The sequence below is a fragment of the Helicobacter bilis genome (genome assembly GCF_900198365.1).
In the GTDB taxonomy this organism is placed as follows: Bacteria; Campylobacterota; Campylobacteria; order Campylobacterales; family Helicobacteraceae; genus Helicobacter_A; species Helicobacter_A bilis_B.
The window spans coordinates 1-19893 of the sequence record NZ_FZMS01000048.1; the positions used below are offsets into that span (position 1 = coordinate 1).

At 34.9% G+C, this 19893-nt stretch carries 20 protein-coding genes, 5 tRNA genes and 1 pseudogene; 24 read left to right on the plus strand and 2 right to left on the minus strand.

Annotated elements, in window-relative coordinates; genetic code table 11:
- Positions 1-272 precede the first annotated feature (272 nt).
- From C6H08_RS06920 to C6H08_RS06980, 14 genes and pseudogenes are all read left to right on the plus strand, one after another.
- Positions 273-350: transfer RNA gene (locus C6H08_RS06920), tRNA-Pro, on the plus strand.
- 29 nt (positions 351-379) lie between these two features.
- Positions 380-456: transfer RNA gene (locus tag C6H08_RS06925), tRNA-His, on the plus strand.
- Between the two features lie 43 nt (positions 457-499).
- Positions 500-576: transfer RNA gene (locus tag C6H08_RS06930), tRNA-Arg, on the plus strand.
- Positions 577-582: 6 nt separating this feature from the next.
- A tRNA-Arg gene (locus tag C6H08_RS06935) sits at positions 583-659 on the plus strand.
- Positions 660-813: 154 nt separating this feature from the next.
- Positions 814-1068 carry an HP0268 family nuclease gene (locus C6H08_RS06940; RefSeq protein ID WP_005219298.1) on the plus strand — a complete coding sequence of 85 codons (255 nt, stop codon included), beginning with the start codon at positions 814-816 and terminating at the stop codon, positions 1066-1068.
- Between the two features lie 215 nt (positions 1069-1283).
- The gene (locus tag C6H08_RS06945; protein WP_104686148.1) at positions 1284-1976 is read left to right on the plus strand and encodes a Bax inhibitor-1/YccA family protein; all 693 of its coding nucleotides are present in this window, start codon (positions 1284-1286) and stop codon (positions 1974-1976) included.
- A gap of 285 nt (positions 1977-2261) precedes the next feature.
- Entirely contained in the window at positions 2262-3134 is an 873-nt protein-coding gene (locus C6H08_RS06950; protein ID WP_052099946.1) for a DNA-processing protein DprA, read from the plus strand.
- 111 nt (positions 3135-3245) lie between these two features.
- Positions 3246-5168, plus strand: a complete 1923-nt coding sequence (locus tag C6H08_RS06955) for a type I restriction-modification system subunit M (RefSeq protein ID WP_034579864.1) — start codon at positions 3246-3248, stop codon at positions 5166-5168.
- A 49-nt stretch (positions 5169-5217) separates the two neighbouring features.
- Positions 5218-5409, plus strand: a complete 192-nt coding sequence (locus C6H08_RS06960) for a hypothetical protein (protein WP_034563154.1) — start codon at positions 5218-5220, stop codon at positions 5407-5409.
- Positions 5406-5789, plus strand: coding sequence for a Fic family protein (locus tag C6H08_RS06965; protein ID WP_034563152.1), 384 nt, complete (start codon positions 5406-5408; stop codon positions 5787-5789). Before C6H08_RS06960 ends, C6H08_RS06965 begins: the two co-directional genes overlap by 4 nt.
- A complete protein-coding gene (locus C6H08_RS06970) occupies positions 5790-7187 on the plus strand; it encodes a restriction endonuclease subunit S (RefSeq protein ID WP_034578968.1) in 1398 nt (465 codons plus the stop codon).
- A 14-nt stretch (positions 7188-7201) separates the two neighbouring features.
- Entirely contained in the window at positions 7202-7399 is a 198-nt protein-coding gene (locus C6H08_RS11990; RefSeq protein ID WP_052099948.1) for a hypothetical protein, read from the plus strand.
- A 104-nt stretch (positions 7400-7503) separates the two neighbouring features.
- The gene (locus C6H08_RS06975; RefSeq protein ID WP_233708522.1) at positions 7504-8139 is read left to right on the plus strand and encodes a hypothetical protein; all 636 of its coding nucleotides are present in this window, start codon (positions 7504-7506) and stop codon (positions 8137-8139) included.
- A pseudogene (locus C6H08_RS06980) lies at positions 8139-11077 on the plus strand (type I restriction endonuclease subunit R). Before C6H08_RS06975 ends, C6H08_RS06980 begins: the two are co-directional and overlap by 1 nt.
- A gap of 234 nt (positions 11078-11311) precedes the next feature.
- Here C6H08_RS06980 and C6H08_RS06985 read toward each other — a convergent pair.
- Positions 11312-11623: a thioredoxin family protein gene (locus tag C6H08_RS06985; protein ID WP_034578970.1), complete on the minus strand. Its 312-nt coding sequence runs from the start codon at positions 11621-11623 to the stop codon at positions 11312-11314.
- A 206-nt stretch (positions 11624-11829) separates the two neighbouring features.
- Between C6H08_RS06985 and trpF the strand changes: the two genes are divergently transcribed.
- The 8 genes from trpF (at position 11830) to rpmA (ending at position 17654) form a co-directional block, all read left to right on the plus strand.
- On the plus strand, positions 11830-13650 hold the full coding sequence (trpF, locus tag C6H08_RS06990; RefSeq protein ID WP_034578972.1) for a bifunctional indole-3-glycerol phosphate synthase/phosphoribosylanthranilate isomerase: 1821 nt from the start codon (positions 11830-11832) through the stop codon (positions 13648-13650).
- Between the two features lie 185 nt (positions 13651-13835).
- A complete protein-coding gene (gene ndk, locus C6H08_RS06995) occupies positions 13836-14249 on the plus strand; it encodes a nucleoside-diphosphate kinase (RefSeq protein WP_004085783.1) in 414 nt (137 codons plus the stop codon).
- Positions 14250-14325: 76 nt separating this feature from the next.
- Positions 14326-14670 (plus strand): hypothetical protein, encoded by a 345-nt coding sequence (locus tag C6H08_RS07000; RefSeq protein WP_051053851.1) that lies wholly within the window; start codon positions 14326-14328, stop codon positions 14668-14670.
- 3 nt (positions 14671-14673) lie between these two features.
- The gene (gene rpmF / locus C6H08_RS07005) at positions 14674-14823 is read left to right on the plus strand and encodes a 50S ribosomal protein L32 (protein ID WP_034563016.1); all 150 of its coding nucleotides are present in this window, start codon (positions 14674-14676) and stop codon (positions 14821-14823) included.
- Positions 14824-14829: 6 nt separating this feature from the next.
- Complete coding sequence (plsX, locus tag C6H08_RS07010) at positions 14830-15834, plus strand: phosphate acyltransferase PlsX (protein ID WP_034563019.1); 1005 nt, start codon at positions 14830-14832, stop codon at positions 15832-15834.
- Between the two features lie 105 nt (positions 15835-15939).
- Positions 15940-16950, plus strand: a complete 1011-nt coding sequence (locus tag C6H08_RS07015) for a beta-ketoacyl-ACP synthase III (RefSeq protein ID WP_034563021.1) — start codon at positions 15940-15942, stop codon at positions 16948-16950.
- Between the two features lie 121 nt (positions 16951-17071).
- Positions 17072-17383: a 50S ribosomal protein L21 gene (gene rplU, locus C6H08_RS07020; protein WP_034563023.1), complete on the plus strand. Its 312-nt coding sequence runs from the start codon at positions 17072-17074 to the stop codon at positions 17381-17383.
- Positions 17384-17393: 10 nt separating this feature from the next.
- Positions 17394-17654: a 50S ribosomal protein L27 gene (gene rpmA / locus C6H08_RS07025; RefSeq protein WP_004085775.1), complete on the plus strand. Its 261-nt coding sequence runs from the start codon at positions 17394-17396 to the stop codon at positions 17652-17654.
- Positions 17655-17879: 225 nt separating this feature from the next.
- Here the strand turns inward: rpmA and C6H08_RS07030 are convergent.
- A tRNA-Asn gene (locus C6H08_RS07030) sits at positions 17880-17954 on the minus strand.
- Between the two features lie 98 nt (positions 17955-18052).
- Between C6H08_RS07030 and C6H08_RS07035 the strand changes: the two genes are divergently transcribed.
- Positions 18053-18829 (plus strand): TIGR02757 family protein, encoded by a 777-nt coding sequence (locus tag C6H08_RS07035; protein ID WP_034563025.1) that lies wholly within the window; start codon positions 18053-18055, stop codon positions 18827-18829.
- Positions 18830-19219: 390 nt separating this feature from the next.
- A partial coding sequence (locus C6H08_RS07040) for a PCRF domain-containing protein (protein WP_158656832.1) occupies positions 19220-19893 on the plus strand: 674 nt, incomplete at its 3' end.

A 19893-nucleotide genomic window follows, 5' to 3' on the forward strand; every position in this document is an offset into this window, starting at 1 on the left:
GAATGGGATAAAAAGCTTGGAGAGTTGTGGAAATAAGGTTGTTGGATTTTATCGTACTTTCATGTAGCAAATTCTTTATCATCTATGCATTGAAGCATATCTAATGGATGCGTTTAGGCATACAAGTTGAAAGAAATAAAAAATAGTTTATTTGTTTTTTACTCTATGCGAGATGGAAATGCTTTTTTATGATAAACAAAACTAAACTTAAAATCATAAAAATATCTTGACTTTATTATAAAAATATCTTATAATCACTTCTTTTTTTGTGTCGGGGCGTAGCTCAGTCTGGTTAGAGTACTTGGTTTGGGACCAAGGGGTCGAAGGTTCGAATCCTTTCGCCCCGACCATTTTCACTTAGCGTATTAAGGCATGTATGGTGGGTGTAGCTCAGTTGGTTAGAGCATCAGGTTGTGGCTCTGAGGGTCGTGGGTTCGAGCCCCATCATCCACCCCATATTTCTACATTGTTATAAAGCATAATATAAGCGAAGCTTTATGCGTCCATAGCTCAATTGGATAGAGCACCAGACTTCGGATCTGGGGGTTAGGGGTTCAACTCCCTTTGGGCGTACCACTTCATACGCTCATAGCTCAGCTGGATAGAGCAACGGCCTTCTAAGCCGTAGGTCAGAGGTTCAAATCCTCTTGGGCGTACCACTTCTTTCTGGATTATTCAATTAACCATACAAAGTATTTTTTCGCATGTTGCGTGGCGTTGTGGAGATAATAATCTTATTATGCTGTAATGCCAAAATCTTAACAAGATTAAGATAGAATACCATTCATTTTAAATATATGAAAAAGGATATACATGGAACTAAAACTTGCTAAAGAAAGTCTCAAGGCAGATATCAAAGCAAACACCATTACGTTTGAAGCAATGGCAAAAAAAGTGGAAGAAAGCGGTAGCAAAGGTGCAATATTTTATCTTGATAGAGAAAATGCGGAAAAGGATTTGAAAAAACTTGAGAGCTTTTTCAAAGGGAAAAATCATCATACGCTTATACGAGAGTTGCGTTATAGCATGGATACAAAGGATTATATTTACGAAGTGCATATTTTATAAGCTAAATGTCGTTTTATATCATCATGCGGTAATGAGTGCTTTATGCACCCTACATGCCAAAGAATCTAGGATGGTCCAGCAGGGTGGGACTACTTATAAAGTCAAATAACTTTGATTATACATAGTTTGAGCTTTTGTGAAACAATGCAATTTTTGTTGCTTGGTTAATAATTTTTGGTTAGAATCTCGCAAATTCTTTATTATGAGGAGAAATTATGGGAATTTATGATAGAAATTACACTCAAAATACACAAGAAGTAGATTACCAATCTTCATATAGTGATGCTGCTCTTGTGAATTTTGTAAGAACGACATATAAATTTTTTGCAGGCAGTTTGCTTTTAGCAACAATAGGTGCATTGGTTGGTATGGCAAACTTTGAAGTTGTCATGCAATATAGAATGCCGATCTTGATAGTTGAGCTTGCTCTTATTTTTGGTCTAGGTTTTGTGCAAGATAAGCCCGGTATTAATCTAGCTGTATTCGCCGCATTTGCTTTTATTAGTGGTTTAGCTTTAGCTCCGCTTTTAACTTTTGTGATGATAAAAAATCCAGCAATTGTAGCTCAAGCTCTTGCTATGACTACTATTATTTTTGGTATCATGAGTATTTTTGCTTTGAAAACTAAAAAAGATTTGGCAAATATGGGGACTGCACTATTCTGGTCAGTGCTTGTGATTTTTGTATTTAGTCTTTTAAATATGTTTGTTTTCAAAAGCCCTATGTTTCAGTTTGCAATTGCAAGTGCAGTAGTGCTTATCTTTAGTTTGTATATTGCCTATGATACACAAAATATTGTAAGAGGTCGTTATGATAATCCTATTATGGCGGCTATCTCTTTATACCTTGATGTGTTAAATATCTTTACTGCATTACTGCAGATATTAGGTCTTTCAAATAAGGATTAATAAAATCTAAGTTTTTGTTGAAGTTGCCATGTCGAGTGCAATGGAATATTGTCAAGTTTAGATTCTCTTGGGATATTTTTCCTATGATTCCGTGTGATGGATAAAATCGCCTACTTATCGTAACTTGCAAAGCAGAGTGTATGTAGGGGTTAGATTTCCAACAATCTCTTGAATGGAGACTCTATCTGCGGTGCAATGTAACAAAAATTTGTTCTACACTTAACAATGGATAGGACTCGCTGTGTGCGAATGTGTAAAACCTAATATAATAAATAAAGGACATTTATGCACACAATCATCACTCAAAGTGAATTTTTAGAATCTAGTGCGTTAGCCAAATATCTCTCAATGGATAAAATCGCTTTACTTGACGATTTAATACATAAGGCAAAAGAAAATAATCTCAAAAGCAAACATTTATACAAAGCATTTAATGCAGTCTTTGCGCGTGGGAATCTATCCCTACTCAAAAAGCCAAAAGTAGCCATCATTGGCACAAGATCGCCAAATCAATATGCAAAACAAATGACTACACAACTAGCAAACACGCTTTCACAAAAGGGTTTTGTAATCGTTAGTGGTGGGGCTATTGGCATTGATTCTATCGCACATTTAAACGCGAATAATAATGCTATTCTTATTTTGCCCTGCGGTATTGATGCAATCTATCCTAAAGAAAATGCTACTTTGATTAATAATCTAGCACAAAATGGGCTAGTTTTAAGCGAATATAGTGGCACATATAAGCCCATGAAGCATACATTTTTAGAGAGAAATCGCTTGATAATCGCATGGAGTGATATCATAATCATACCCCAAGCAGATATAAAAAGTGGCTCAAGCTCATCGGCAAATCTAGCCATAACCCTGCAAAAGCCCCTTTTTGTATTGCCCCATAGATTGCATGAAAGTCGCGGCACACAAGAGTTGCTACACGCACAGAAGGCACAATGTATCTATGATATAGAATCTTTTGTAACAAATCTCTGTGAGATTCACAATATAGCTCATACACAAGAGATAAAAGATCCACTCTTAGAGTTTGCATACAATAATGGGTTGTTTGAAGATGCACTAAAACTTTTTGGAGATTTAGTCTTTGCGTATGAACTAGAGGGTAAGATTAAACGCAATGGTTTATATATTGTGCCTTGCTAATATATGCTAAGAAGGACCTAAACATAATAGAATCTAGCCTTAAATCTCATACACGGCTAGATATTTTAGTGATTATTTACTATCATTTCACAAAAAGAAAAGAGAATGTCTATGCAAATCCATCAATTTCAGCCCATCATTAGTTTTATTTGGAGTGTGGCAGATGATTTACTACGCGATGTGTATGTTAAGGGTAAATACCGCGATGTTATCCTGCCTATGACGATTTTAAGGCGACTAGATGTTATCCTAAAGCCGACAAAAGATAAAGTCCTAGAAACCTATAACAAACATAAAGACAAGATGGACAAAGATACTCTAAATACTTTACTATGCAAAACAAGTGAAGCTACATTCTACAATCACTCACATTTCACACTCAAAAAGCTTTTAAACGACCCTAAAAATATTAGAATCAATTTTGAAAACTACCTTGAAGGCTTTAGTGAAAACATCAAAGACATTATCACAAAGTTTAAATTCAAAAATCAGCTTGATACGCTAGAAGATGCAAAAATCCTTTATGGCGTTATAGAGAGATTCTGCTCTGCAAAAATAAATCTCTCTATGCACCCCATTTTCAACGATAAAAATGAGCTTATCCACAAAGGCTTAAGTAATCTCGGTATGGGCTATGTCTTTGAAGAGCTTATAAGAAGATTTAACGAAGAAAACAACGAAGAAGCCGGTGAGCATTTCACACCCAGAGAGCTTATAGAGCTTATGACTCATCTTGTCTTTTTGCCTATAAAAGATAGAATCCAAAAAGGCATTTTTGCTATCTATGATAATGCGTGTGGAAGCGGCGGTATGCTTACAGAATCTAAAGACTTTATCACAGATGAAAAAGGGCTTATCCAATCTAAAGCTACAATTTATCTCTACGGGCAGGAGATAAACCCAGAAACCTACGCCATTTGTAAAGCCGATATGCTGATAAAGGGCGAAAATCCCGACAATATCAAATACGGCTCAACCCTAAGCAAAGATAAGCTAAGCGGCGAAAAATTTGACTTTATGCTGACAAATCCCCCTTATGGCAAATCGTGGGAAAAAGACCAAAAAGAATTAGATGTCAGCAAAAAAGGCGGAATCACCACTTGCAATGACCCAAGATTTCAGGTAGGCATCACAAGCAAAAGTGATGGACAAATGATGTTTTTGCTAAATATGTTAAGCAAGATGAAAAGCCCAAGCGAGAATAATGGCGTAGGCTCTCGCATAGCCTCCGTGCATAATGGCAGCTCACTTTTTAATAGCGATAGCGGTATGGTAGCTATCCGCAAATACATCATAGAAAACGACCTCCTAGAAGCCATCATCGCCTTGCCTACAAATATGTTTTATAACACAGGCATTCCCACTTTTATATGGATTCTAACTAACAACAAAATAGAATCTAAAAAAGGCAAAGTCCAACTCATAAATGCCACAAAAGAGACATATTACACAAAGATGAAAAAGTCCCTAGGGCAAAAGCAAAATAATATGACAAAAGAACATATAGACAAGATTACAAATCTTTTCTTAGCAAATATGCAAAATGATGATTGTAAAATTTATGATAATAGTGAGTTTGGCTATACTAAAATCACCATTGAGAGACCAAAAAGCATAGAATTTTTGGTCAATGATGAAAAATTTCAAGCCCTAAAAGATAAAGATAAGATTCTAGTAAAATTACAAGAATTAGAAATAAGTCCGCAAGATTTCACAAGTAGAGCAGATTTTATAAGCTTCCTTGATGTCAAACTCAAAAAAGCAGAAGAAAATTTACTTATAGATTCTGATAAAACAAACAACACAGAGAAAATCCCCCTCACACAAGATGTCCAAAGCTACTATGAAAACGAAGTAAAGCCCTATATGCCAAACTCTTGGATCGCTTGGGATAGCAAAACAATAGGCTATGAGATTTTGTTTAACAAATATTTCTATACCTACACACCACCAAGAAGCCTAGAATCTATCAATAAAGATTTACAAGACTTAGAGCAAGAAACGCAGGATTTATTAAAGCAGATTTTATGTTAGCAAACGACTTAAAGATAATGTGTTAAAATTTACATAAAAGGAGCAAAAAATGACTTTGATACTAGAAAATGTCAAGCAAGAGTTTTTAGATGATTTTAAAACCCTAGCAGATAAGGCACAAGCACATTTAAGCATAGAGCAAACACAAACCGATGATTTTCAACAATTACGCGAAGCTATGCTACAAGATTTAAAAAAGCCAGAAAATAAAGCCGTGTTTGAAAGGCTTAAAGATAAATGAAATATCTAAGCTTACAAGAAGTGCAAATAATGCACGATGATATTATCAATGAAATAGGCGGATTAAAGGGGGCAAATCCTAAGCAAATCGCCCTTTTAGATTCCGCTTTAACACAAATCCAAAACGATGATTATTACCCAAGCTTTATAGATAAGCTTACCCATTTAATGTTTGCCTGTGTGAAGTTCCACCCTTCGCTAGAATGCAACAAACGCACCGCACTTTACATAGCAAAAGCCTTTATCAAGCTAAACCGCCCAGATTCTCTCCCTGCTGATTTCTACCAAAGGCTAGAAGATGTAATTGTAAGCGTAGCAAGTGATGAGATAAGCAAAGATGAGTTAGCACAAATCTTAAGTGCTATGCTAAAAGGCAACTAAATGAAAAAGCATACTCAATTCCCTTATGAAAGTAGCAAAGTGTCCTACAAACCTAGCGGGATAGAATGGCTTGGGGAGATTCCACAGCATTGGGAGATTAAACCCCTCCAAGCTATTTTTAATCAAAGAAATGAACAAAATAATACTTTAGAATTTCAAACAATTCTTTCACTTGTTAAAGATGTCGGCGTAATACCTTATGAAGAAAAAGGAAATGTCGGCAACAAAGCAAAAGATGATTTGCAGGGCTATAAGACTGCAAGAGTTAATGATTTAGTATTAAACAAAATGAATGCTGTAATCGGCTCATTAGGTGTTTCAAAATATAATGGTTTAGTTAGTCCCATTTATTTAGTTTTATATATTGAAAATCCAAACTATTTGATAGCTTACTATTCTTATCTTTTTCAAACAAAATCTATCCAAAAGTTTTTAAGAAAATTTGCTTATGGCATTATGGAAATTAGGGAAAGTATAGATTATTTAGAATTTAAAAAGATGTTTTTACCTACACCCCCACTACAAGAGCAAAAAGAGATTGCGGAATTTTTAGATTCTAGGTGTGAGAAGATTCAAAACTATATAGACAAAAAGCAAAAGCTCATCACACTCTTACAAGAGAAAAAACAAGCCCTAATTAACGAAGCCGTTTGCGGTAGGGTGGCTTGTCATACTGCCGACTCCCATTGTCATACTGAGCCTTTAGGCGAAGTATCTAACCCTACTTGTCATACTGAGCGTAGCGAAGTATCTCATAACGCAGAATCCACAACAGAATCTAAAAAAGATTTTTCGCCTACGGCTCAAAATGACAAAAAGGGCGTATTCTACAAGCCTAGCGGTATAGAATATCTCGGGCTTATTCCACACCACTGGGAAGTAAAAAAGCTGAAATTTATAGCTTCCATTCATAATGGACGAGAACAAACTGAAATAACTGATGAAAATGGAATTTATCCCATATATGGTTCGGGTGGAATTCTTGGTAAATCAATGTATTTTATATACGATAAGCCATCCGTATTGTTAGGCAGAAAAGGAACGATAGATAAACCATTATTTGTAGAAGAGCCTTTTTGGACTATCGATACTATGTTTTATACAAGCATATCAAAGATTGTATTACCAAAATATTTTTATTATCTATGCCTTACAATCGATTTTCAATTTTATATTTCAGGTTCTGCAATTCCAAGTATGACGCAATATGATTTAGCAAATATATCTTTTGCTTTGCCGCCACTCCAAGAGCAAAAAGAGATTGCGGAATTTTTAGATAAAAAATGTGAAAAAATTGATGACATCATAGAAAAAACAAAAAAGCAAATCACACTTATTAAGGAATGCAAAAACACACTTATAAACGAAGCCATTTGTGGTAGAATAAGAGTAAATTAAAAAGGGGGTTATATTTGGAACAAGATAAGTTAGAAATTGAAAAACAACTTTTGCAAATCCATTATTATTTTACAGATGAGTCTCATTCAATGGACGCTTTTGTCCGCAATGCTATGGAAAAAGATTTGCTCAATTTGATGAAAGAAATTGCAAATATTTTAGATGTTAATATAAACATAGATAGCGAAGCAAAAAAAAACAAGGAAGTTTAATAGATACTATTTCTGTATCACAAGTTGTGGTAGGATGTATTGGGAGTATCATTGTTCCCATTACAATCTATTATCTTACAGGTGGATTTAAAAAAAATAAGGGAATGGATTTGGATAATGCCCTAAAAGCACAAAAGTTAGAAATGGATAAAATTCTAACAGAAAAAGAGCGAATAAAATTACATCAATTATATAAAAAACTAACGATAAATCATAAATCAAATAGGATAATGTCAAATTTTTATAACAAAGCAGAAAAATGCGAAAAAATTGAAAAAATAGGCTATAAAACCGCGAATCAAAGTGAGATTGTTGTGGAAAGGAATAAGTTTAAAACTTTCATTCTTACAGAAAATAAGGATATAGAACTTATAGAAAACGCTGAAATTGAAATTATATCCCCTGTATTAAAAGAAGGTAAATACAAATGGAAAGGAATCTATAATGGAAATAAAATAGATTTCAGTATGGGTGATAGTGGCTTTAAGAATGATGTAATTACACAAAAACATAATTTTATTAATGGAACAAGTATTATTTGTGATTTAGAGATTAGTAGAATTTTTGATGAGTATGGAGAAGAAGTTAAAATATCTTATAGAGTTAAAAAAGTGCTTGGAATAAGAATCGGTGAAGTGCTAAAGCTTACAAAACTTGGTAAAAAAATAAAAAGGCAAAAGCAGATAGATAATGAGCCAACTTTATTTGATTTTATGACAGATAATCATAAGGAGCAATAATGACTAACTATACAGAAAAAGATTTAGAAAGCTTTATAGAATCTTCTTTATTAGAAAATGGCTATATCAAAAGAGCAAGTAAAGATTATGATAAAAATTTATGTGTAGATAAGGAGTTGTTTTTACGCTTTTTAAACTCAACTCAAGCAAAAGCCCTGCAGGAATTAGAAAAAAGAAATATAAAAGAGCAAGAGTTGCTAAAAAGAGTAGCTTCACAAATAAGCGAGAAAGGAATCTTAAAAGCCTTGCAATCGCATATAGAAATAATGGGCGTTAAACTCTTTCTTGCATACCCTAAGCCAAATTCTAGTCATAATCCACAAGCCATAGAAAACTATAAGAAAAATATCTTTTCTATCACGCGTCAGCTTTATTATAGTGAGAAAAATAACAACTCTTTAGATATGGCGATTTTCCTAAATGGACTTCCACTTATCACTATGGAGCTTAAAAATCCTTTCACACATCAAAATGTCTATAATGCCACAAAGCAGTATAAAACAGACAGAGACCCAAGAGAGCGTATATTTAAGCAAAGTGTGGTGTATTTTGCCCTTGATAGTGATGAAGTGTATATGAGCACAAAGCTAGAAGGAATGGCTACAAGATTCCTACCCTTTAATCGTGGGCTAAATAATGGCAGTGGAGAAATAGGGTGTGAGTGTGGCAGTGGGAATCCGCTTGTTGCGAATAAAATGAAAACAAGCTACTTTTGGGAAGAGATTTTACAAAAAGATAATGTGCTGAATCTGCTTTTTAACTTCGCACAAATTGTAAAAAAAGATAAAACAGAATCTGTGGTATTTCCTAGATTCCATCAATTTGATGTGGTGCGTAAGCTTTTAAATGATACAAAAGAAAAGGGCGTGGGGCAAAGGTATCTTATCCAACATAGTGCAGGAAGTGGGAAAAGTAACTCAATCGCGTGGTTAGCCCATAATCTAGTAAGCTTACATAGAAAGCAAAATGATGAAGAAAAACCTGTCTTTGATAGCATTCTAGTCGTAACGGATAGAAAAGTGCTAGATAGACAGATACAAGAGAATGTCAAGTCTTTCACACAAGATAAAAACCTTGTAGAATCTATCACAGATGGAAGCAGACAGCTAAAAGCCGCCATAGAAGAGGGTAAAAAATCATCATCACAACGATACAAAAATTCCCCTATATCGCTGATGAAATCACGCATTTACAGAATAAAACCTTTGCAATAATCATAGATGAAGCACACTCTAGCCAAAGTGGTAAAAACGCACAGAAAATGGGAGAAGCCATAAGTAATAAAAACTTAGAATCTAATAAGATAGATTCCAATGAAATAGACATAGAAGAAGAGCTGATAAAAATCATTGAAAATAAAAAGTTTCAAAAAAATGCAAGTTATTTTGCTTTCACTGCTACGCCTAAGCCAAAAACGCTAGAAATGTTTGGAATCCCTTGTGAGATAAATGGGGAGAGAAAATTTATCCCCTTTCATCTTTACTCTATGAAACAAGCCATAGAAGAGGGCTTTATCCTTGATGTGTTAAAGGGCTATATCACTTATACAAGTTATTATAAAATCGTATCTAAAAATGATAATAGGGAATACGATAAGAAAAAGGCAAATGCAAAGCTAAGAGATTATGTAACAAATCATATTGCAACGATTGAGAAAAAAGCAACAATAATGATAGAGCATTTTTTTCAAAATATTTGTAAAAAAATCGGCGGCAAGGCAAAGGCGATGGTCGTTACAAGCTCTAGGGAAAATGCGGTTAAATATTATCTTTTCTTTAGGAAGTATTTGCAAGAGAATTATCCACAATATAAAGCTTTAGTGGCATTTTCAGGGGATAAGGAAATAGATGGGGAGAGTTATAGCGAAGCAGAGCTTAATGGCTTTAGTGAATCTATGCTAAAAGATGAATTTAAAAAGGATAATTATCGCTTTTTAATTGTCGCGGAGAAGTATCAAACAGGCTTTGATGAGCCGCTTTTACACACAATGTATGTAGATAAAGCCTTAGAGGGCATAAGTGCGGTGCAAACACTCTCACGCCTGAATAGAATCTGTAAAAATAAAGAAGATACTTGCGTGCTAGACTTTGCAAACACGCACGAAAAGATTGGGGAGTCTTTTAGCACTTTTTATGGGCAAACTTATCTCAAAGAGCCAAGCGATATTGAAAAGATTTTCACGCTTAAAAGTAATCTATTTGAATATGGAATCTATACGCAATATGAGCTAGATTCTTTTGTAGAAGCTATTTTACAAAGGCAAAGCGAGGATAGAATCCACTCTAAACTTGATACTATGGTAAAGGAATATAACGCAAAAAGCGATGATGAAAAGACAGAGTTTTACACAAAAGCAAAGGCGTATTTGAGAGAATACTCCTTTCTCGCACAGATTATTCCCTTTAATGATACAGAGCTTGAAAAGCTATATATCTTGCTAAAAATGCTTATTACAAAAATAGCCCCACCACGCACGGAGGACTTAGCAAGGGGGATAATAAATAATGTAGATTTAGATAGCATACGCATAATGCTTGAGAGCAAAAAGGATATAGAGCCAGAGGGGGATAAAGGCGGGGTTAAACCATCAGGTGCTGATGGCTCTAGCAAGAAAGAAGTAGAGCTTGAACGACTATTAAATATCATTAAGGCATTTAATGATAAATTTGGCAATGTAGAATTTGGAGCAGATGAAAAGATAGCAAAAGAACTTATGGATTTAAAAGATGATATTGCAAACAACCAAACGCTTAAAGATACTCTAGGAGATAAACAAAATGCACGCAAATTATTTACAGATATTTTTAAAAATAAATATTTAGATTTCTACTTAGAAAACTCGCTATTTTTAGAACAGCTAGGGGACAAACAAGCGGAGTTTAAAGAAAAAGTTTCTAGCGTGATATTTGAGATGATTTGGGCGGATAAAAGCAAGTAGATTGCCGTGTGATATGCGTTTATGTAAAGTTTAAGTAGGATTATTTATAAAAAGATTCTAATCTTTTAGTGGCTTTAATGTGCGAAATTATAATTCATTGAATTTATAAATCTTTGTTATTAAAGTATAGTCATGCTTAGTTTTTTATAACCAAGTGGTGATTTCGTGTTATCACCCCATATATGCTTATCCTGTATATATGGAGTGATTTTTCAAAGCGTTATCATGCTATTTTTATAGCACTTGTTGCACGATTTTTTCAATCTCTGCTTGACTTTTTGGCTCGACTAGTCGTTCTGCGACTTCTTTGCCATTTTTGTAGAAAATGAGTGTTGGGATTCTCCTAATTTGTAGTGAATCTTTGAGTTGCTCTTCTGTGTCAAAATTGACTTTAAAAAAGCGGATTCTATCCTTATATTCATTTTCTAATGCTGCCATGATTGGCTCAATGCGTTTGCAGTCAGGACACCAGCTAGCCCCAACATTGACTATTGCCACATCCTCACTTGTCATACTAGAAAAATTGCTATGATTTAACTCTTGCATGTATTTCTCCTTACTATAAACATTTGTAGCCTAATCACCATAGATTCACTACATAAAACATGATAATATAGGCTACAATGTTGGATTATAACAAAATACTTTTAATTGTGATTTGTGTAAATAAAATATATAATATTAGTTGTATTTACAAACTAAGTTTGTGTAAAATTTGTTTCAAGATTTCTATTATACATGCAAAGGATTACATGCAACCACAAATTGATGGCATTGAGATTCTCACTCAAATATGCGAAACAAAAAAGAGAAAAATGCAGGAAAAGGGCATATCGCTTGGATATGATTTGCCACAAAAAAGGGAGTTTCCACTGATTTGCCCCACTTTGCTTAATGATAAATTTGCCCCATTTGTCATTGCTGAAGTGAAGCGAAAAAGCCCTACAAAAGGACATATCAGCACCATCACAGAGCCAACAAAACTTGCACAGATATATATAAATCAAGGGGCAAATGCAATTTCTGTGCTTTGTGAGGAAGACTATTTTCAAGGAAGTTTGCGGGATTTATATGCGATTAAAAGGGCATTTCCACAGGCTTGTATCTTGCGTAAGGATTTTATTTTACATAAAGATGAAGCAAGAGTTAGCTATTTCTTTGGGGCTGATATGGTGCTGCTTATAGTGGCACTTTTTGTTGATGATATGGAATCTTTTTGTGCTATATATGATGAACTCTTAGCCTATAATCTCACGCCATTAATAGAGATTCACACACTTGCTGAATACAATCTGATTAAGGACTTAAATCTTCAAAAAGCTATTGTAGGCATTAATACGCGGAATCTCAAAACCTTTCAAATCAATAAAATGGAGGCGATGAAGCTACGCGCACAGATTCCAAAGCATATACCTGTTATCTTTGAATCTGGCATACAATCAGAGTATGATAGCTTTATGGCTGGGAGTGGTGGATTTCAAGGGATTTTATGCGGCAGTTTTTTAGTCGAACGGCTTGATAAAAAAGAAGTTTTTTTAGAATCTAGTAGGGATTTAGATTTGTCTTATAATGTAGATTCTAGACCAACAAGCCACGCAAACACAACCACAAATTCTAGCAGTTGCTCTGTGGCTTTGGTTGCTTTGGCTGACTTAGAGGGTAGGAGTTATCTAAGCGATATGACTATCCATCACAATTCAGCCAATCGTTCAAATTGTATAGACAAGGGTGCAAATTTAGAGAATCTAGATTCTAAACATACACCACACCACAGCATCATATACGGACTAAAACAAGCATTCAGTATCGGTGCAAGTAAAGATATATTTGCTACTTTACTACAAAGATTCTATACAAAAAATCACTCAATGCAAAAAGAGTGCTATAAACCACTCATTAAAGTATGCGGTATTAATGATTTAGAGTTTTTAAAAGAGAGTGTGAAATACGCTGATATGCTAGGCTTTATCTTAACACCAAAGAGTATGCGTTATGTGGAAAGAAAGTTTCTACAAGAAGCACAAAAAGTTTATGATACGCATAAAGATTCTATGCCTTTACGGGTTGGTGTAGTTACACATGAATGTGTTGAGGTCGGTGTAAAATATTTAGAAGAAGGACTTATTGACTGCTTGCAACTGCATGATATGCCTATATCATTTTGCATTGAAAGTGAGATTGTAAAAGATATTGAATCTTTTTATGGACCATATCCCCTGCATACACTTTATGCGAGATTACACACAGGGCTTTTACCCTTTTATCCATCTATCAACTATAAGGAATTGTTACATATAGACAAAGGATTGCAAACACACTTTGCCTTATGGGATAGTAGTGCGGGTAGTGGATGTGATATAGATATTGTGGCTATACAAGATTTTCTAGCAAAACACAAAACTTTGCAGGGAAACTTATGGTTAGCAGGTGGAATCTCTGCTAAAAATTTACAGACTATACTCACACTCAACCCCATGTTGCTTGATATATGTTCTGGTTTTGAAAGCCAAAAAGGCAAAAAAAGTATTCCATCTTTAAAAGAATTTTTTGATCTGTTAGATAGTCTATTTTAAGTTTTACAAAAAGTAAAGTCGTGTTATTGTCTTTAAGAATTCATAACTAGATAATGTTTCCATAAAAAGAAGTGTCTATTATCGGCATATCTTGATTTTTAACATTTTTTAGGGTAGAATACATACTTTTAATTTTTATCAATAATGCTACAAGGTTGATAAATTTATGAATTTAAAGGAAGATTATGGAACAAACACTATCTATTATTAAACCAGATGCGGTGAAAAAGAATGTTATCGGTAAGATTATCACAAGATTTGAGGATAATGGTTTGCGTATTGCGGCAGCAAAAAAAGTGCAGTTAAGCAAATGCGAAGCAAAAGAGTTTTATGCGGTGCATAAAGACCGCCCTTTTTATAATGATCTTGTGGAGTTTATGATAAGTGGTCCTGTGGTTGTTATGGTGTTAGAGGGAGATAATGCGGTTGCGAAAAATAGGGAGCTTATGGGTGCTACAAATCCTAAAGAAGCAGCACCCGGGACTATACGCGCTGATTTTGCAGATAGCATTGATGCAAATGCAGTGCATGGGAGCGATTCTAAAGAAAATGCGGCTATTGAGATAGCCTTTTTCTTCGCAAAAAGTAAGATACTATAAGGTATTTTAGCATATTGGCAAATAGGCGGTTTTTGTGCGGATTGAGTTTAGAAAAATCACAGAAAAGCCAAAGCAAATCCATTTGATACTTGATAAAAAGCAAAGTGAAGTTATATTTGAAAACGAACATATAGAATTGCAAGGCGAGATTATGCGGCAAGATTCTAAACTTGCGGTATTTCGTGGTAATATTAAGGGGAATTTGCAGCTTATTTGCTCTTTGAGTGGAAATGAGTTTAGTGCTGAAATTGATGAATCGTTGGTTTTGTATTTTTCAGATGGAATCTGGGAAGCACAAAGCCAATCAAAAGTCATCAATTCACTTGATGTGATTGAGTTTTTTGATGGTTTCATAGATTTTGATTTTGTTTTAGCAAGCGAGATAGAATCTATACGATTAGATTATAATATTAAGGAGTAAGTCATGGCTGTTCCTAAGCGAAGAGTGAGTAAAACTAGAGCGGCAAAGAGAAGAACGCACTACAAAGTAAAACTAGCAACACCGGTCAAAGATAAAGATGGTAGCTGGAAACTACCGCATCATATTAATAAATTTACACAATCTTATAGTTAGGGCATTATGTTACAGATTGCATTAGATGCAATGGGTGCTGACAATGGCGTTGAGCCTGTCGTATGTGGTTTGTTGCAAGCGTTGCAAAATAGAAACTTTAAGGCATGTTTAGTAGGCGATACTGCGTTGCTAAAAACTTCTTTAGATTCTAAGAATCTCTCAAGTGATATATTGCAACGCATTGAGTTATTGCATACTGATGACTATGTGCGTATGGAAGAAAAAGCAAGTGATGCAAATAAACGCACAACCACTTCCATATATCATGCCATTGGGCTTGTAAAGAATGATGAAGCAGTCGCATGTGTCAGTGCAGGACATAGTGGTGCTACGATGAGTTTAGCCACCTTGCAAATTGGGCGGATAAAGGGCGTTTCTCGTCCTGCTATATGCACTTGTATGCCAACGATAGAGAATCGATGTAGCATTATACTTGATGCAGGTGCAAATACAGATTGTAAGCCTGAATATCTTGTCGATTTTGCATTAATGGGCTTTCATTACGCAAAACATGTTTTACATTATGAAACACCTAGCGTTGGACTCTTATCAAATGGCGAGGAAGATTCTAAAGGCAATGAACTCACAAAGCAAACCTTTCAGCTATTGAAAGAATATAACTTTTTCAAAGGCAATGTTGAAGGATCGGACATATTCAATGGCTCTGTTGATGTTATCGTGTGTGATGGCTTTATGGGGAATCTTGTGCTAAAGGCAAGTGAGGGTGTAGCAAACTCTATTAGCACGATATTAAAGGCTGAGATTAAAAAGTCTTTTATGAGTTCTTTAGGCTATCTTTTTGCAAAGTCAGCATTTAAAGCGTTGAAAACAAAGATTGATTATGCAGAATATGGCGGTGCTCCACTGCTTGGCATTAAAAAGCCTGTAATTATTAGTCATGGTAAGAGTAATGCTAGGGCTATGGAATGTGCAATTTATCAGGCTATTGAAGCATGTGATTCAAAAATATGTGATAAAATTGCAGAAGCATTTCAATCTATGCAACGATAAAAAGTGATAATATAATGGCTATAGTGTTTTAAAGCCCATTGTGTTGTAAGCATTTCATTTTTTGCTTCAATATGTATCGTCACAAGTGTTTTTAAGGAAGAAGATATGTTCTATGCCTCTATCAAGTCTATCGCCTCTTATGTCCCTAGTAATTGTGTTCCGAATGATTTTTTTACGCAATTCTTAGATACTAATGATGAGTGGATTACACAACGCACAGGGATAAAAACACGCTATTTTGCAGATAAAGAACAGATGAGTAGTGATTTAGGCGTGGAAGCTGCTAAGACTGCTATTATGAGAGCAAATCTTAGTCTAAAAGATATTGATTTAATCCTTTGTGCGACCATTAATCCAGACTTTTTTGCCATGCCCTCAACTGCTTGTATTATCGCTACAAAGCTTGGCATTGCTGATGTCCCTGCATTTGATATAACTGCAGCTTGCACAGGCTTTGTGTATGCTTTATCCATAGCTAAAGGGTATGTAGAAAGCGGGATGTATAAAAATGTCCTTGTAATAGGTGCTGAAAAAACGAGTGCTGTGCTTGATTTTACCGATAGAACAACCTGCGTTTTATTTGGTGATGGGGCTGGGGCTTGTGTCGTTGGGAGAGGGGATAAAGTCGGCATTAAAGATATTCACATTTCTTCTGATGGGCAGTTTTCACACCTGCTTTGCACTCCAAAAAGATTCAATACTTTCACACAAAACGAAGCTCTAAGCATGTTTAGCATAGATGAAGAAGAGAGTAAAAACCAAGTCTTAAAAATGAAAGGCAATGAAGTATTTAAGGTAGCCGTAAGGACAATCGCAAAGGACGCACAAGATATTTTAGCATACAATAATATGAGCGCATTAGACCTAGATTATTTCGTGCCACATCAAGCGAATTTACGCATTATACAATCGGTCGCAAATACGCTTAACCTCCCTGATGAAAAGATTATCCTAACCGTGCAAAAATATGGCAACACTTCTGCAGCAAGCATTCCCATGGCACTTGATGATGCTTATACAAGTGGTAAGTTTAAGCACAGAGATTTATTATTGCTTGATGCCTTTGGCTCTGGTTTCACATGGGGAAGTGCGTTAGTGTATGCTGATTTTGCATAGATTCTTTTGTGAGATTCTATGCGATAAAAATTCTATGATTGTGTCATTTTTTTGTGGTTTTTAAGGTAAAAATTAGAAAATGATAGTATAATAGCGGTTTTACATTTTTTAAAGGATAGCTATGCAAGTTATATTTAAGAACGGAGGCAAGCAATACAAGGCACAAGTGGGAGATATACTTCTGCTTGATAAATTGAGCCTTGAGCCAAAGTCAAAGCTAGAAATTAGTGAAGTCCTTGCTATCGTAAATGGTGAGGATTTGGTCGTAGGGAAACCATTTATTGCAAATGCAAAAGTGGAATTAGAGGTTATTAATGAAGGTAGAGGCAAAAAGGTTATTACCTTCAAGAAAAGAAGGCGTAAAGACAGCAAAACAAAACGAGGTTTTAGACGAGACTTTACACGCGTAAAAGTAACAAATATCATTAAGTAAGGAATGTTAGATGGCACACAAGAAAGGTCAGGGCAGTACGCAGAATAATAGAGATTCTGCAGGAAGAAGGTTGGGCGTTAAAAAATTTGGTTCTCAGTTTGTAAGAGCAGGGAATATTATCGTGCGACAAAGAGGCACAAAGGTGCATGCAGGAAATAATGTCGGCATGGGCAAAGACCATACGCTTTATGCGCTTATTGATGGTATTGTGAGTTTCCAACAAAAAGATAAATACAGAAAAAAAGTTTCTGTTATCCCCTCTAACAGCTAATATATAATTAGTTCTTTCAAATATTTGCGGCATGTTTTAATGTCGCTCTTTTTAGACTTTAGATTCGTCAGTCTTTTTATTAATAATGAATATTTCAATATTGTTTGTGATGACGATAAGATCGTGCTTAGATGTAAAGTATAGTGTATAACAATTTTTATCTTGATTTAATATCATAGAAAATTGTAACAAATAAATTTGAAGTCAAAAAAGGGGGATAATGAATGGCTCCGGATGCAGGATTCGAACCTGCGACCAAGTGGTTAACAGCCACCTACTCTACCGCTGAGCTAATCCGGAATGAAGTAAAAATAAAGATATAATTATATAGAAAATTTTATTAATAGTCAAGACTTAATGATAAAATTTTATAGATTCTAGTAATGATAAGGAATTTTATGCAATATAACAGGAAACTAAAACAATTCCTAGACACACAATACTCTCTTTTTAACGCACAAATATACCTGCATTCGCACCCAGACCCATTGCAAATAGCCCACAAACATAGAGATTTTATATATTTTGATGAGTTGTGCTTGATCTGTGCTTTATATGCCTATGGTAACGTACAAATGATTGTAAAAAATCTCTCTTATATGCCCTTTTCTTGCTTGATTGACGCAGATTCTATAAAAGATATGCCACTAGATTTGTTTCCATATTACAGATTCCAAACACGAGAAGATACTAAAAATTGTTTTCTCATCATTGCTGATTTTATTAAAAAAGGCGGTATTAAATCGCTATTTTTAGAATCTTATACAAAACATTTTGATATTTTACATGCCATCAATCGTATTGAAAAACTAGCAAATGACTATATAAACGCACACAAGATTCAGAGTTATGGATTGCAATTTTTATTTGGCAACCCCTGCAATATGCAATCCACACGCAAACGATACAATATGTTTTTACGATGGCTAATCCGCAAGGATAACCTTGACTTTGGGCTATGGCGCGAAGTAGATACATCGCATTTGCTTTTACCTCTTGATACTCATACTTTTAAGATCTCAAAGCAACTTGGACTTTGTAAAACTAAATCTTATAATCTAAAGGCAGTAAAAGAAATCACGCATACACTAAAATCCTTTGATTCTAAAGACCCAATAAAGTATGACTTTGCTTTGTATCGTATTGGACAATTAGGTTTGGATATTGTGTTTTAAACTAATTTATAGTGCATAGAAGAAACTATAAGACTTATATGTAAGTCACAAGATTTGAATCTATCGTGTTCTCCGATCTTTAAGGGTATTAAAGTCCTACATTTATCTAGATGGCAAGTCTCAACCCCAATTATCAATCGCTGTGTCAAAAATAAATATGATTCAAGTGTGTTTATCTCAAGCAATATTGCTATTGAAAAAGATAATTCGCTTAATATGACAATAATTCTTTTCAATGCTAAAAGCATTTTTTTGAAAATGTAGTTACCCTTGCAAAATCCCATTTAACACACAGCTTAGAGATTCTACAATCATTAAAGTTACGATAATTGTTAGATTTAAGATAGAATCCATCTTTTATAATACAATATTTTACAAGCAAAGGCATTCATGTTAGTTGATAGATTAAAACCAATTATTGAGCGAAATGACGCATTAGCAGCCATGCTAAGCACTGAAGAAGTCATAAATGACATTGCGAAACTCACTGCATTAAGCAAGGAAAAAAGTGAAAGCGATGAGATAGTCGCGAAGGCAAAAGAGTATCTAAACGTCCTTGATGACATTACTAGCAACAAGGCGTTATTAGAGGACAAAGAGCTAGGGGAGTTAGCCAAAGAGGAGCTAAAAGAGCTTGAAATAGCACAAAAAAACCTTGAAGATGAAATTAAGATTCTATTAATCCCAAAAGATCCAAACGATAAAAAGAATATCTATCTTGAGATTCGGGCTGGGACAGGCGGCGATGAAGCGGGAATCTTTGTAGGCGATTTGTTTAGTGCGTATTGTCGCTACGCAGATTCTAAGCAGTGGAAAGTAGAGATTATTAGCAGCAGTGAAAATTCAGTTGGCGGCTATAAAGAGATGATTGCCTTAGTGAAAGGTGATGGTGCATACTCAAGGCTGAAATATGAGGGTGGCACACATAGGGTGCAGCGTGTCCCAAAGACAGAATCACAAGGCAGAATCCACACTTCCGCAATAACTGTTGCCATCATGCCAGAAGTCGATTCACTAGAGATTAATATTAATCCAAATGACTTAAAAATCGATGTATTCCGCAG